A 14,631-nucleotide genomic window follows, 5' to 3' on the forward strand; every position below is an offset into this window, starting at 1 on the left:
GATGGAACGTGAACGTATTCTAGAGGTGAAAGACCTTGCAATCTCATTTAAAACATATGGTGGAGAGGTTCAAGCCATTCGTGGTGTGAACTTCCACTTAAATAAAGGCGAGACACTTGCGATTGTAGGTGAATCTGGCTCTGGTAAAAGTGTGACATCACAGGCCATCATGAGATTAATTCCGATGCCGCCAGGTTATTTCAAGCGCGGAGAGATCCTTTTTGATGGGCAAGATATTGTCAAGAAAACCGAAAAACAAATGCAAACCATTCGCGGAAAAGACATCTCGATGATCTTCCAAGATCCGATGACTTCTCTGAACCCAACCATGAAGGTCGGGAAACAAATTACAGAAGTGCTATTCAAGCACGAACAAATTTCAAAAGAAGCGGCTGAAAAAAGAGCCATTGAACTATTGGAACTCGTTGGAATTCCAATGCCTGAAAAAAGAATCAAGCAGTATCCGCATGAATTTAGTGGCGGGATGAGACAAAGGGTAGTCATTGCGATGGCACTCGCAGCAGATCCAAAGCTATTGATTGCCGATGAGCCGACGACTGCACTTGATGTAACGATTCAGGCGCAAATTTTAGAATTAATGAAAGAAATTCAGCAAAAGGTTGAAACATCGATTATCTTTATTACCCACGATTTGGGTGTTGTTGCCAATGTCGCAGATCGTGTAGCTGTCATGTATGCAGGACAGATTGTGGAGACAGGAACTGTCGATGAAATTTTCTACAATCCGAAACATCCGTATACATGGGGACTTTTAGCATCAATGCCAAGTTTGGATACAGATGGCGGGGATGAAGGGAAGCTGACGGCTATCCCAGGAACACCGCCAGACCTGACAAACCCGCCGAAAGGAGATGCATTTGCACTCCGTAGCGATTATGCAATGAAAATTGACTTCGAACAAGAACCACCAATGTTCAAAGTATCCGATACGCATTATGTGAAATCATGGCTACTTCATCCGAATGCACCTAAAGTTGAACCGCCTGCTGCTGTAAAGGCGAGAATGCGTGAACTAGAAGGTAGCTACGAAAAACCTGTATTAGTAAAAGAGGGTGAATAGCATGGCAGAAAAACTGGTAGAAATTAAAAATTTGAAGCAGCATTTCCATACAGCAAGAGGAACTGTGAAAGCAGTTGACGGCGTTTCATTTGATATTTACAAAGGTGAAACACTTGGCCTTGTAGGTGAGTCTGGATGTGGTAAGTCCACTACGGGCCGATCCATCATTAGACTTTATGATGCAACTGATGGCGAGGTTCTTTATAAAGGAGAGAGCGTACACGGAAAGAAATCAAGACAAAAAATGCTTGAATTCAACCGACAAATGCAGATGATCTTCCAAGATCCGTATGCCTCACTTAACCCTAGAATGACAGTCCTTGATATCATTGCAGAGGGCATAGACATTCATGGCCTTGCGAAATCAAAGCAAGCGCGGAAAGAGCGTGTGTATCAATTGCTTGAAACTGTTGGCTTGAACAAAGAGCATGCGAACAGATATCCACATGAATTCTCAGGTGGTCAAAGACAGCGTATTGGAATTGCTCGTGCATTAGCAGTTGAGCCGGATTTTATCATTGCCGATGAACCAATCTCTGCACTAGATGTGTCCATCCAAGCGCAGGTCGTCAATTTAATGAAAGAACTGCAAGATGAAAAAGGCTTAACGTATTTATTCATTGCGCATGACCTTTCCATGGTGAAATACATCAGCGATCGTATCGGTGTGATGTATTTTGGGAAATTGGTTGAGCTTGCACCAGCGAATGAACTATACGAAAACCCGCTTCATCCATATACAAAATCATTACTATCTGCGATTCCGCTTCCAGATCCTGATTATGAGCGTAACCGCAAACGAATTAAGTACGATCCATCTGTTCATAAAGGAACGAACACGGAGTTCCGTGAAGTGAAGCCAGGCCACTTTGTGAGCTGTACAGAGGAAGAGTTCAAAGAGCTCCAGGCTAAACAATAAGAGAAGAAGCACTGCTAGGTCAGTGCTTCTTTTTTATTTTACAAAAAAACAATATTATGGTAATTTTTGATTCGCAAAAAGAGAAGTCTAGGAGGAAATAAGATGTCAAAATGGAAGGCTTTTCGCTATTCAGTGCTTCATTTTCTGATCGTATTCATGCTTTTCTCAACGTCATTTTTGAAGGAACAAAACGGAGGACAATGGTTGCTCGCGTTTATGGTGCTCATTGGCAGCATTTCGTTTTCGGTGGAATATGTGCTTTACCGTCATACAAACAACGAGAAGCCAGAAGCACGGCGCATAAAGTATCTTTATTTAATCATGTTTCAAATAGCGATGACACTCATTCTGTTTGTTTGCTTTCACATGCTCATGAATCGTTCGATATAAAACCAAAACTTTTTTTGTATTGTTTGAAAAAAAGTGAAACCACCTAAGACTTTTTAGCGTCTTACTAGTACAGGCGTTTAAATAGCAGGAAATCGGGAATATATAAGGAAGTGGTTCTTCACTATATCATAAGGAGCGGATCCATGAATTGGTATGAAAAGCTCAGTGAATACTTCCCGATAGAAGAAATGAAGTCAAAAGAGCATATGGAAGCTTTATTAAAGGAAAGAAGTGAAATTTATCATAAGGAAGAAGGGCCTCATCATGTGATGATGTACGCTGAATTCGATTCTTTCATCTTTATTGATTATTTATTTGTTTCCAAAGATGCAAGAGGTGAAGGCCTCGGCTCAAAGCTCATTCATAAGCTGAAGGAAAAAAAGAAACCGATCTTGCTTGAGGTGGAGCCTGTAGATGAAGATGATGCAGATACTGCAAAACGCCTAAAGTTTTACCAAAGAGAGCACTTCAAGCATGCTGAATCAATCGGTTATAAACGCAGGTCACTTGCAACCAATGAAGTGAACCGTATGGAAATCCTTTATTGGTCGCCTCTTACAGATAATGAGGAAGAAATGATGGAGGCCATGAGGAAGACATATGAAAGAATCCATACGTATAAAGATGAAGAATGGTATGGACAATCGTATGAGGATGTTGATGATGTGTTGAAGGTCATTGAAAATAAAAAACAAAAAAATATTTTCGATCATCTCGACTAAATGAGAATGTTCAGACATCAAGCATCACTACAAAAAGAATGAAATTGTTTAGTTTTTGTCACAAAAATTGCAAGAAAATCTGTTCACACTTACTTTTTTATAGTATAATCACTATAAAGATTACTTATTTAGAACAATTTTAATTTAAGAATACAGATCAATATTCATTCTACAAATTGAGGAGTGAAGATTTATGGTAACATTATACACATCACCAAGCTGTACATCATGTAGAAAAGCAAGAGCGTGGTTAGAAGAGCACAATATTCCATATCAAGAGAGAAACATTTTTTCTGAGCCTCTTTCAATCGATGAAATCAAAGAAATTCTTCGAATGACAGAAGACGGTACAGATGAAATCATCTCAACACGTTCTAAAGTCTTCCAAAAGCTAAATGTGAATGTTGAGACAATGCCGCTTCAACAATTGTATAAACTAATCAACGAGCATCCTGGTCTTTTAAGACGTCCAATTATTTTGGATGAAAAAAGATTACAAGTTGGGTACAACGAAGATGAAATTAGACGTTTCCTTCCAAGAACGGTTCGTACATTCCAACTGCGAGAAGCTCAGCGACTTGCTAACTAATAGAAAAGCGAAAAGCTGCCGATCATCTGGCAGCTTTTTTTATTTGTTTTCAGCCGTTTGTTCATAAAAGAGGCTGGCTAAAATGACGGTTGCGACTGTTAAAAATGGAAGTAAAAATTCAAGGGTTGCATGCTGAGCCATAAATTCATTCAATTTCACATCACGGACAATCATTTCACCGCCAGTAAAAGCTAAAAGGGCACTTCCTCCGTATAAAAGAAACGGAAATTTGGTTAATGCTGTATGAATGAGCTTACTTCCCCAAATAATAATAGGCACTGAAATCATTAAGCCAAAAGCGGTGAGCACCATGTTGCCTTTTGCGGCTCCTGCAACTGCGATCACATTATCAAGCGACATAAACAGGTCCGCAATCACAATGGTTTGAACCGCACGCCAAAGGGAGCCGCTGCTTTTAATCCGAATCGATTCTTTCTTTTGTTCAATTAACAGATTGTATCCTATATAAAGGAGAAAGAGCCCGCCGATAAATTGCAAATAAGGGATGGTCAATAAATAAACTGCTGCACCTGTCATCGTAATTCTCATCAGCACTGCCAAAAGTGTGCCGATCCATATGGCTTTATTGCGTTTATCATTTGATAAGCTTCGACTGGCCATCGCAATGATGAGCGCATTATCTCCGCCTAAAATCAGGTCTATGCCAATAATCATCAGTAAGGATACGATCCACTCTGTTTCCACCCATTTCACCTCACGTCACTAATAGAGCTCGTACAACCAATATATGAGGACAATTCAAATATATGTTTCTGCAAGTTTTCTTTGCAAAAAATGCGTTTTTATTTCTTTTATTCATGTTTTATCATAAAATAGACAGTACAAAGCAATACCTCAAGTCTTTAAACGGTTAACATGTAGACGGAACGGGTAAAGTGTAGTAAAGTACTATTAATTGGGAGCTTGTATGTCCCTTCAACATCTTATATAGAAGGGAAGGTTGGCAAAATGGAAATCGAAAGAATAAATGAACATACAGTGAAATTTTATATTTCCTATGGTGATATTGAAGATCGCGGTTTTGACCGTGAAGAGATTTGGTATAATCGTGAGCGCAGTGAAGAGCTGTTCTGGGAAGTAATGGACGAAGTGCACGAAGAAGAAGAGTTTGCAGTAGAGGGACCGCTTTGGATTCAAGTACAGGCCCTTGATAAAGGCCTTGAAATTGTCGTGACAAAAGCCCAACTTTCTAAAGATGGACAAAAGCTCGAATTGCCGATTCCAGAAGATAAAAAAGATCAAACAGAAGAAAGCCTAGATGCACTGCTTGATGATTTTCATAAAGAAGAGCAGGATCAAGAAGAACATAATGAGAAGGACAAAAAGCTTCAACTCCAATTCGTATTGAAAATGGATGATTTTGAAGATTTGATTGCACTTTCTCAATTAAATATGCAGGATTTTACCACAAGTTTATATTCGTTTGAAAACCGTTATTATCTATATGTTGACTTCCACGAGGATTTGTCAGATGAGCAAGTGGAGAATAAGCTCAGCATTCTGCTTGAATACGCCCATGAATCAGTGGTCAGCATCTACAGACTACAAGAATACGGTCAGCTGATTATTAAAGGGAATGCCCTTGAAACGCTTCAACAGCACTTCTCGTAAACAACAAAAAGTCGATTTCTATAGAGGAATCGGCTTTTTTATCTGAATGAATAGTTAAACAAAGAGATCGGCAAGGAGAAAATGAAATGAGAAATTTAGTTAAGGTTCTATTTTTTCTTATCATTACGATAAGTGCTTATTTGATTATCCAAATTTTTGCCGGTGATCTAGCGGTAAGTGTACTCAGTTCCGTCAGTGTTCTCTTCACTTTATCGATTATCTTTATCGGATTTGTCATTTTCTTAGAGAACCGGAACCCGTCTCAAACGATTACGTGGCTTGTCCTGCTTGGCAGCTTTCCGTTATTCGGATTTTTGTTCTATATTTTCTTTGGACGTAATATTAAAAAGCGCCGGCTGTTTGAAAAGAAAGCGGTGCTGGATGAGCAGTTAATTCAGGAAGATGAACGCATTCACAGAGAAGCAATTGAAAAAATGACACATATGGGTGACCATCAGCAGCTTTTATTTAAGCTTGCCCATAGACTTGGACATACCCCCATTACGTATCGAACGTCCTCTAAAGTCCTAACCAATGGAGAAGAAACGTTCTCTCATATTTTTGAAGAGATCAAAAAGGCAAAACATCACATTCACTTAGAATATTATATTCTCCGCCACGATGATCTTGGTCAAGAATTAAAGGACATATTAATTGAAAAAGCGAAAAATGGCGTCATTGTCCGTTTTTTATATGACGATGTAGGCAGCTTAAAGCTCTCTCGTCAATATATTGCTGACCTAGAAAAAGCTGGCGTTCAGATCGTTCCGTTTTTACCAGTAAGACTACCCTTGTTAAATAATAAAATCAACTTCCGAAATCACCGAAAAATCGTGGTGATTGATGGAAAAGTAGGATTTGTCGGCGGTCTTAACATTGGGGACGAATATATGGGCAGAAGCAGGCAATATGGATTTTGGCGTGATACGCACCTGATGATTCAAGGTGAGGCAGTTCGCGATTTGCAGCAAATTTTTATGCAGGATTGGTATTATATGACCAATGAAAGATGCTCAGGCGTGGACTATTTTAAAGATTTTAGCCATATTGAAAGTACAACAGAAGGCGTCCAAATGATTGCCGGCGGACCTGATAAACAGTGGGAGGTCATTAAAAATCTCTTTTTCTCCATGATCATCTCAGCTAAAAAGTCAATTTGGATCGCTTCACCGTATTTTGTACCTGATGATGATATATTGTCAGCGTTGAAAATTGCTTCTTTGAGTGGAGTAGATGTACGGATTATTGCACCGAAGAATCCAGATAAACGCATCGTCTTCCATGCGTCTCGTTCATACTTCCCGGAGCTTCTTGAAGCAGGGGCGAAGGTGTATGAATATGATCAAGGCTTTATGCATAGTAAGTTTATTATTGTAGATAGTGAGCTGGCATCGATTGGGACGGCCAACATGGATATGAGAAGCTTTCATTTGAACTTTGAAGTGAATGCCTTCCTCTATAAAACGAAAAGCACAGAGAAGCTGGTCAACGACTTCTTAGGTGATTTAGAGCAGTCGCATGAAATTGTCCTAGAAGAATTTGCAAAGAGACCTTTGAGAGTGAGACTGTTTGAATCTACCGCAAGATTATTATCACCACTTTTATAAAGATTGTATTTCCCCCATTTTCTAAAAGGGGGATTTTTCATTTTAACGAGGAAAAGCTCGGTGAAACCATGTTTTGAAACGATAAAAGTCCATTTTCGATATTCGCTTCCCTTGATGAGAACAAGCTATAATCTGGTCATCAAAGAGCAAGGGGCGAAATGAATGAACGCAGCGATCATGGATAATGGGAAGCTTATACGAATTACACATCATCTAACGAAAAGTCGGCTAGAGCATGTAAGGGCTACGTGTAAATTTTATTGTCCTGAATGCAGGCAGGAGGTGCAATTAAAGTTAGGCGAGCACCGTGTCTATCATTTTGCACATAAACAGCTGACAGCATGTCCGTTAGCTGCTTCAGGCGAAACGGTTTATCATCAGGCGGGGAAGGCTGCCATCAAGGATTGGCTCACTAGGCTTGGACATGAACCGGTGATGGAGAAGTATGTTTCAAAGGTTCAGCAGCGCCCTGATGTGACCGTCGCTATAGGTGATGCAGGCTATGCGATCGAATTTCAGTGTGCGAATATTTCGCAGCAAGAGCTGCGGAAAAGAACAGAAGGTCTCCGTGCAGCAGGGCTCTTTCCTATATGGATCATAGGTGCAAATCGTTTAAAAAGAACATCTACCCAGCTCTTTTCTTTCTCCTCCATTCATTGGGGAATCTTAAGGCAAACGAAGAAAAGGAGACTGATTTTTTACTGTCCGATCCAGCAAATGTTTCTCCATCTTGATCAAATCCTTGTGTTTCAGCCCACGAAAATATGTGCCACAATGACCGTCAGACCGCCTTCAGCATATCGTCAACTTTCGGCACTTCTATATCCTTCCTTGAGCAAGCGTCCATTAAACAAGCAATGGCTTAGGTGTATTCAGCAATTTAGGCAGAGGCCTCCTGGCATTTTATCAAATGAAAGTAAGCGTTTGAGAAACATTTTTTATGAGCATCACCATACGGCATTTCCGTTTTTGCCATCTGAATTATTTATCCCGCTGACAGAAGCGTATATCTTTTCAAGTCCCGTTTATGTCTGGCAGGGATGTCTATATGATTGGATGGTTAGAAAAAGAGGAAGAGGGCCAGTGACCATTCAACACCTAATAAAAGAAATCTATCGGTGTGTGCAGGCAAAAGAAGTGAAGCTCCGATATGCAGGTGTCTCAATAGAAGAAGTCAAAGAGGTGATCACCGCATATGTAAAGGTACTTGTCTGCCAAGGGTTTTTACACATGACGAAAGAGGGTAATTATGAAGTAACGTCGAATCAAATGCCAATCCGAACAATAGATGAAGTGTTAAAACGAGATGCTTTCTTATTTCATTAGCATGTTTCATGCCCACTTTGATCATGATAAGAAAAAGGTGGTGCTGCTATTGAATAGAAAGAAACGCTTTTTTCTCATTTTTTTAGCCTGTTTGGTATTTATTTCTGCATATGATTTGACAAATATAGTTCAAAACAAAGAAGATAAATACAACACCAATTTCTTTCACTTTCCGAAAGGTTGGTTTAACACAACTCATGCAAGGGGGATTCATATGACTTCACAAAGCAAAAACAACCATTTACCAGACAGAAGCGAAGTAAAAGAAGAAAACAAATGGCGTCTTGAAGATATTTTTGAAAGCGTCGATTCATGGAGCAAGGAATTCGAAGCTGTAAAAAAAGAAATTCCTAAGCTAGCCCAATTTAAAGGCAAGCTGGCTCATTCTGCTGATGTCCTGTATGAAGCCCTAACATTTCAGGATCAACTTTCTGAAAAGCTTGGCAAGCTTTATACATATGCGCACATGAAATACGATGAAGATACAACAAATTCATCATTTCAGGCATTAAATGATAAGGCGTCCAATTTATTTACACAGCTGTCTAGTACATCTGCTTATATTGTTCCTGAGATTTTATCGATTCAAGAAGATAAACTGCAGCAATTTATTCTGGAAAAAGAAGAATTAAAACTTTATTCTCACGCTCTCGAAGAAATTAACAAAGAGCGCCCACATATTTTAAGTGAGGAGCAAGAAGCTTTATTAGCTGAGGCCTCTGAACCTCTCTCATCTTCATCCACAACTTTTAGTATGTTTAACAATGCCGATATTTCGTTCCCTTCTGTAAAGGATGAGAATGGGGAAGAAAAGAAAATCACCCACGGCAACTTCATCACATTTTTAAACAGTGATGATCGTGAAGTGAGAAAGAATGCTTTCAAAGCTGTGTATAAAACATATGATCAGTATAAGAATACACTTGCTTCTACACTGAGCGGTTCGATTAAAAAAGATAATTTTTATGCGAAAGTACGAAATTACAAATCTGCAAGAGAAGCAGCACTATCAAGAAATAGCATTCCAGAAGAAGTGTATGACAATCTAATTGATACAGTTCATCAATACTTACCGTTATTACACCGTTATATTGAATTACGTAAAAAGGTATTAAAGCTTGATGAAGTGCACAATTATGACTTGTATACACCACTTGTGAAAGATGCTGGCATGAAGTTAACCTACGATGAAGCAAAGGATTATATGCTGAAAGGGTTATCGCCATTAGGGGAAGAATATGTGTCCGTGTTAAAAGAAGGACTCAACAATCGCTGGGTAGACGTTTATGAGAATAAAGGGAAACGAAGCGGTGCGTATTCATCAGGAAGCTATGGTACCAATCCATATATCCTGATGAACTGGCAAAATAATATTGATAATTTATTTACACTGGCTCATGAATTTGGGCACTCTGTCCATAGCTACTATACAAGAAAGCACCAGCCTTATCCTTATGGAAACTACAGTATTTTTGTAGCTGAAGTGGCTTCCACAACAAATGAAGCGTTACTAGGCGAATATTTGCTAAATCATTTAGAGGATAAAAAGCAGCGTTTGTATGTGTTAAATCACTTGTTAGAAGGGTTTAGAGGAACGGTATTCAGACAAACGATGTTTGCTGAGTTTGAGCATCTTATTCATGTGAAAGCGCAAGAAGGAGAGGCATTAACGCCAGAGTTCATGACGAACCTTTATTACGACCTGAATAAGAAATATTTTGGCGACGGCATGGTTGTTGATAAGGAAATCGGATTAGAATGGACGAGAATCCCTCATTTCTATTACAACTATTATGTGTACCAATATGCGACAGGCTATAGTGCGGCGCAGGCATTAAGCAAGCAAATATTAGCAGAAGGTAAACCTGCGGTGGAGCGTTATACAGATTTCCTTAAAGCAGGAAGCTCTGATTACCCAATCAATGTGCTGAAAAAAGCAGGTGTTGATATGGCATCTAAGGAACCAATTGAAGCAGCTTGTCAATTGTTCGAAGAAAAACTCAAAGAAATGGAAGAACTCATCTCAAAAACGGGTGAGTAATGAAAAGACTTCTGTCAGACGTGTGAGTGCAAGCTCATCTTTTGACAGGAGTTTTTTTCTGATCATAAAAAAAGACCTCTCATGAGGAGGTCGCAGATTGTTGACAAAGGGCTAAAATGAACTTTATTTTAGCCCTTTGTCTTCTTTTGAAGTCTAGGAAGGACGAGTACCGGAGCGGAGCGAATTTGACATTCGTGAGCACCGGCACGCAGGACTGACACCGAATGCGAGGGTTTGTCTACACGCTGAGACCTCTTCTCATGAGGAGGTCGTTCTTGCACATCATCAACCTTTAAATCCTTTAAAGGTCTTACGGTGGTTCATACGATAGAGCGTAAAGAAAATGGAAGCAAATAAGAGCGGAGACGTCAGATAAAGAGGCAGCATTTTCATTAAGCCTAATATATTTAAAAAGAAACATAAGCCAATGGCAACAAGTCCAATGGTTGTGCTGCGCATGCAAATCCCTCCATTTTTTCGTTACTTTCACTATATGAAAGTGACAACCCTCTTATGTTTTGTGACAAAAATATGAACATATAGCATATCGGTTGTCATAAGTCGACAAAATTTGATATACTACAGATGTGAAATTAATCACATACAAACATTACCCCTTTGTTTGACCGTGAAAAATTTCTCCCATCCCCTTTGTTGTCGTTAAGACATAGTGAAACCGCGCTTATCCCGGCGCGGTTTCTTCGTGTTAAAAAACAGAACATGTGTTCTTGTGTGAGGTAAAGAAAAAACACGGGTCAGCACCCATGTTCATTCTCACAGCGGTAGACGTCAAGATCTGAATGGCTTTCATCTTCTTTATAGCGCCAAAACATTTCTTGATGTACTTGTACACGTTCTACCTTTTTGGCGAAAGCCAGCTTCTTCATTTTTCGTTCAACTTCTTCAAGCGTCAAGTCATATACTACGGCAATCTCTTTTGCAGAGGCAAATTGAAAGTAAGCAATAAACCATTCAATCGGAGGTCGTTCTGAAGGTGTAGGTTTTTCACCAATCATTTCAAAGAGAATTTCCTCGTATATATCATAAGAGTAAGCACCTGAAATCTTTAATCCTTCATCTCCGTTAATCGTATTAAAAAACGCGAAGGTAGGGAGCTCAGATACGTCCATCTCAGCTGCGATTTTCATATCACATTGTAATGCTTTGACAGCACTTTGAGAATGGATATCCCGCTGGAACTCCTCAATGTCCAGTCCGGCACTTTTTGCATTTTCCAGCAAGACATGTTCACTTGTGACATCTTGCTGATGACAAAAAAGGGATTCTTGAATGAGACGTAAAAATTTCATTCCACATTTTCTGCCTTGAAGCTCAGCTGCTTTTAGTGCGAGCGAGGCGAGATAAGGTGATGTCACAATTTGTTCAGACAGCATTTGTTCTTTTTTAGTCTGAGTTTTGGTGGCAAATTTCCCCCATGCTTCTGTCAGCAAATGCTTTTTTCTTTTCCGGTTCAATGCATTAATACTCGAACTTGTGACCGTTCGTAAAGTGAAGAAACGGCCATACTTCATCTTCAATTTTTTAATTGATGGCTCCAATAACCAGCAGTCTGGGCTGAGAGGATCAATGAATACATAGATTTCAATCGGCTTTTGAGGATGTCCGTGACAGTGTGAGAAATATTGATCGTGCTGATTGCAGCTCAAGATCGTCCGTCCTTTTCAGGTGTTTGATTGACCATATGACGAGCCGTCAGAGAAAGCCGCTCAAATAAAAAGTCACGAATATCGCCGGTTAGTCCTACTTGATCCATTGCATCCTCCATGCATTCAAGCCATGCGTCAGCCCGCTCCTCCGTAATCGGAAAAGGGAGATGTCTCGCCCGCAGCATGGGGTGACCATGCTCGTCTGTATAAAGCGGGGGTCCGCCTAAATATTGAGTTAGAAACTGTTTTTGTTTTCTTGCTGTTTCTTTTAAGTCATCCGGGAAAATAGGATGAAGCAAGGGATGACACTTTACATTTTCATAAAAAGTATCAACAAGTTGCGATAGAAGTTCCTCTCCAACCGCTTCGTAAGGTGCGTTAAACGATTGTACCATGTTGACTACTCCTTTTACTCGTAGCTAATAGGATGGATCACCCTATTGCGAATTTCATTTATTTCAAAAGTGATATTCAGTTTATTCTATTTTGTTGTTTCTATTCTTGTATACTTATTTTAACAACCTCAACTCAATTCCACAAACAAACCGCTTTGGCCTATTGGAAATACAGAGAGAGAGGGGTTCCGTGATCAATTGACCATATCATAACACATTCAGTCAAAAAAGGGTGAAAAGCGACATACAAAAAACCGAAGAGGTTATTCTCTTCGGTTTAGGCATAATATTGAGCTGTGATTTTCTTTACATAATTTTGTGTCTCTTTAAATGGGGGAATGCCTCCGTATTTATCTACGTTTCCTGAGCCTGCGTTATAGGCAGCTAAGGCGAGTGAGACATTTCCATTATATTTCTGAAGCATTTGTTTTAAATACTTCGTACCGCCTTCAATGTTTTGGGACGCATCAAAGGCATTGCTCACGCCAAGTGATTTAGCAGTAGACGGCATGAGCTGCATGAGCCCAAGCGCACCTGCATGACTGACAGCATTCGAGCGATAGCCGGATTCTTGCTTGATGACAGCGTGGATCAACTTCTCTGGGACGCCATGCTTTTCAGCCATTTGTGACACGATCTGATTCACCTCTTTTGATGAACCGCTTGAGACCGCTTTTTGAAGCGGCGGCGCATAGCTGTTGTTTAAGACGTTTCCAATGCCATTCGCCGTATTTAATTGAGCGTCATCTGCATATAAAGACTGGGCTTGAAGCTGTTCACTGCCGGCGATGGCAGATAGGTATGGATTCGTACGCGCATATTGTGTGTTCGGAGCCGTTGATGGGTCCGTTCCCATAAAAGCAGAGATTGAGAGCGGGAGACGTGATAGTTCTGATCCGCCTAAAAAATCTTGCAAAAGCGACTGGAATGAAGCTTGAGCGCTCGATTCTTGGCCAGTCGGCATTTGCGATTGCCCGTTATCCGATTGTAACGTTTTGAGCGCTTGAAGCTGCATAAAGGATTGAAGTTGATTGACGTTCATCATGTTCCTCCTTCAAGGAATTCATCTATTCTGTGTTTTCATTTTTTCTTCATAAAAACGTACGACTTTGTTTTTCGTGTTTCGTACAGGAATTTGGAATTTTTGGAGCAATGCGGAGAATGCGGTTTGTCCGATTTCCAGGTCGCTCACTTCAAATTCAAGTTCATAGTCCTCTACTGTTAAATATCGGCTGTGATCCAAAACAATTAAGCCTTCTTTGATCATTTTTTCTGCTCTCGACGTTTCAAGTGAACCAAAATACACAATTTGATTCTTTTGAATGTTCAGATGGTCTAACCTGTCAGCCACTTCGCCTTCTGGTAGCTGAAAATCGTCAAGGCTTGAAGGAGGAGCGATCGTTTGGTGGGTTTCAAGCAAGCCTATCTCGTGTGGTTCCTTTAACGTGAGGACCCATTTGCCGTCTTTTTCTCTCATCCTTAATGCAGCAAATTGAGATTTTATATCAAATTGAGGTGTATCAAAGTAATAGTTGGTTTGAGTGCGGAAATCCGCATCCTTCAATTGAAAATATTGTTTTAGCTGTTCAAATTCTTCTTTCAGTAATAATTGCTTTAGTTCGATTTCAATTTCCTGTGCCACTTTAACATCAACCTTTCATTTAGAGGAAATATTCATATTGTACATGATGTGTGTTCTCTATGTAAAAGTCTGTTTTTTTCTTTATTAAGTCCTTTAACATGTGCCAACATTTAGGCTGAATGGTGTGAAATGTTCATATAAAAGAAGAAAACGGCATTTTCGCAAAAAGTTCGGTTTATCAATATTGAACTTGATATGATAAAATAAAGCTGTACTTTGTTGTAAAGGAGATCATGATGCAAAACAGAATTGAAATCACAGAAGCAACTTTAAAAGAAGACAGGCTGATTTTGACGATCCAGTCAGAGGAGCAAATTCAAAAAGCAAAAGCATCAGGACAAATGCTTGTTGATTCTGATCACTTTGCGTTCGTTTACATACTCGAAACCGAGGAGTCTTTTATGTATCTTATTTTAGGGGAACATACATGGGCTCCATTAAAAGAAGCAATGAATCTTGACATCCCTGTCTATTTGGCGGCGGAAGAACAATCGTTAGAACTCATTCAACTTCATCAGGAATTAAACTATTTAATTGACAATATTAAAGACAATGCCAATTACGGAGATATGGAAGAGAAAGTGAAGAGCACATTCCTCTGAAATAATTAGGTATTTGGA

Annotated in this window: 16 protein-coding genes; 10 read left to right on the forward strand and 6 right to left on the reverse strand. The window is 39.7% G+C overall.

Going from position 1 to position 14,631, the window contains the following annotated elements:
• Position 1 precedes the first annotated feature (1 nt).
• The 5 genes from ACYH0L_RS05595 (at position 2) to spxA (ending at position 3,701) form a co-directional block, all read left to right on the forward strand.
• Positions 2-1,081 (forward strand): ABC transporter ATP-binding protein, encoded by a 1,080-nt coding sequence (locus tag ACYH0L_RS05595; RefSeq protein WP_268254798.1) that lies wholly within the window; start codon positions 2-4, stop codon positions 1,079-1,081.
• 1 nt (position 1,082) lies between these two features.
• A complete protein-coding gene (locus ACYH0L_RS05600; RefSeq protein WP_099728264.1) occupies positions 1,083-2,000 on the forward strand; it encodes an ABC transporter ATP-binding protein in 918 nt (305 codons plus the stop codon).
• Positions 2,001-2,102: 102 nt separating this feature from the next.
• A complete protein-coding gene (locus tag ACYH0L_RS05605) occupies positions 2,103-2,390 on the forward strand; it encodes a hypothetical protein (protein ID WP_256499463.1) in 288 nt (95 codons plus the stop codon).
• Between the two features lie 143 nt (positions 2,391-2,533).
• On the forward strand, positions 2,534-3,112 hold the full coding sequence (locus ACYH0L_RS05610) for a GNAT family N-acetyltransferase (protein ID WP_099728262.1): 579 nt from the start codon (positions 2,534-2,536) through the stop codon (positions 3,110-3,112).
• Between the two features lie 193 nt (positions 3,113-3,305).
• Positions 3,306-3,701 carry a transcriptional regulator SpxA gene (gene spxA / locus ACYH0L_RS05615; protein WP_003211421.1) on the forward strand — a complete coding sequence of 132 codons (396 nt, stop codon included), beginning with the start codon at positions 3,306-3,308 and terminating at the stop codon, positions 3,699-3,701.
• Between the two features lie 39 nt (positions 3,702-3,740).
• Here the strand turns inward: spxA and ACYH0L_RS05620 are convergent, their stop codons facing one another.
• The gene (locus ACYH0L_RS05620; RefSeq protein ID WP_230030906.1) at positions 3,741-4,406 is read right to left on the reverse strand and encodes a TerC family protein; all 666 of its coding nucleotides are present in this window, start codon (positions 4,404-4,406) and stop codon (positions 3,741-3,743) included.
• 264 nt (positions 4,407-4,670) lie between these two features.
• On the opposite strand from ACYH0L_RS05620, the gene mecA reads away from it, so the two are divergent.
• The 4 genes from mecA (at position 4,671) to pepF (ending at position 10,307) form a co-directional block, all read left to right on the forward strand.
• On the forward strand, positions 4,671-5,333 hold the full coding sequence (gene mecA, locus ACYH0L_RS05625; RefSeq protein ID WP_230030905.1) for an adaptor protein MecA: 663 nt from the start codon (positions 4,671-4,673) through the stop codon (positions 5,331-5,333).
• A gap of 86 nt (positions 5,334-5,419) precedes the next feature.
• Positions 5,420-6,940 carry a cardiolipin synthase gene (cls, locus tag ACYH0L_RS05630; RefSeq protein ID WP_099728259.1) on the forward strand — a complete coding sequence of 507 codons (1,521 nt, stop codon included), beginning with the start codon at positions 5,420-5,422 and terminating at the stop codon, positions 6,938-6,940.
• Between the two features lie 162 nt (positions 6,941-7,102).
• On the forward strand, positions 7,103-8,266 hold the full coding sequence (locus tag ACYH0L_RS05635) for a competence protein CoiA (protein WP_327925046.1): 1,164 nt from the start codon (positions 7,103-7,105) through the stop codon (positions 8,264-8,266).
• A gap of 214 nt (positions 8,267-8,480) precedes the next feature.
• Positions 8,481-10,307 carry an oligoendopeptidase F gene (pepF, locus tag ACYH0L_RS05640; protein WP_305881449.1) on the forward strand — a complete coding sequence of 609 codons (1,827 nt, stop codon included), beginning with the start codon at positions 8,481-8,483 and terminating at the stop codon, positions 10,305-10,307.
• A 285-nt stretch (positions 10,308-10,592) separates the two neighbouring features.
• Here the strand turns inward: pepF and ACYH0L_RS05645 are convergent, their stop codons facing one another.
• The 5 genes from ACYH0L_RS05645 to ACYH0L_RS05665 all read right to left on the reverse strand — a co-directional run bounded on the left by ACYH0L_RS05645 (position 10,593) and on the right by ACYH0L_RS05665 (position 14,011).
• Positions 10,593-10,766, reverse strand: a complete 174-nt coding sequence (locus ACYH0L_RS05645) for a hypothetical protein (RefSeq protein ID WP_099727585.1) — start codon at positions 10,764-10,766, stop codon at positions 10,593-10,595.
• A gap of 296 nt (positions 10,767-11,062) precedes the next feature.
• On the reverse strand, positions 11,063-11,974 hold the full coding sequence (locus tag ACYH0L_RS05650) for a ClpXP adapter SpxH family protein (protein WP_099727584.1): 912 nt from the start codon (positions 11,972-11,974) through the stop codon (positions 11,063-11,065).
• On the reverse strand, positions 11,971-12,369 hold the full coding sequence (locus ACYH0L_RS05655) for a globin domain-containing protein (RefSeq protein ID WP_099727583.1): 399 nt from the start codon (positions 12,367-12,369) through the stop codon (positions 11,971-11,973). The genes ACYH0L_RS05650 and ACYH0L_RS05655 overlap by 4 nt, the downstream gene beginning before the upstream one ends.
• Positions 12,370-12,646: 277 nt before the next feature.
• The gene (locus ACYH0L_RS05660) at positions 12,647-13,411 is read right to left on the reverse strand and encodes a lytic transglycosylase domain-containing protein (protein ID WP_099727582.1); all 765 of its coding nucleotides are present in this window, start codon (positions 13,409-13,411) and stop codon (positions 12,647-12,649) included.
• A 21-nt stretch (positions 13,412-13,432) separates the two neighbouring features.
• Complete coding sequence (locus ACYH0L_RS05665; protein ID WP_099727581.1) at positions 13,433-14,011, reverse strand: CYTH domain-containing protein; 579 nt, start codon at positions 14,009-14,011, stop codon at positions 13,433-13,435.
• Positions 14,012-14,247: 236 nt separating this feature from the next.
• On the opposite strand from ACYH0L_RS05665, the gene ACYH0L_RS05670 reads away from it, so the two are divergent.
• On the forward strand, positions 14,248-14,613 hold the full coding sequence (locus ACYH0L_RS05670) for a UPF0738 family protein (RefSeq protein ID WP_099727580.1): 366 nt from the start codon (positions 14,248-14,250) through the stop codon (positions 14,611-14,613).
• The last annotated feature ends 18 nt before the right edge of the window (positions 14,614-14,631 follow it).

The organism is Bacillus sp. MC1252 (genome assembly GCF_056838025.1).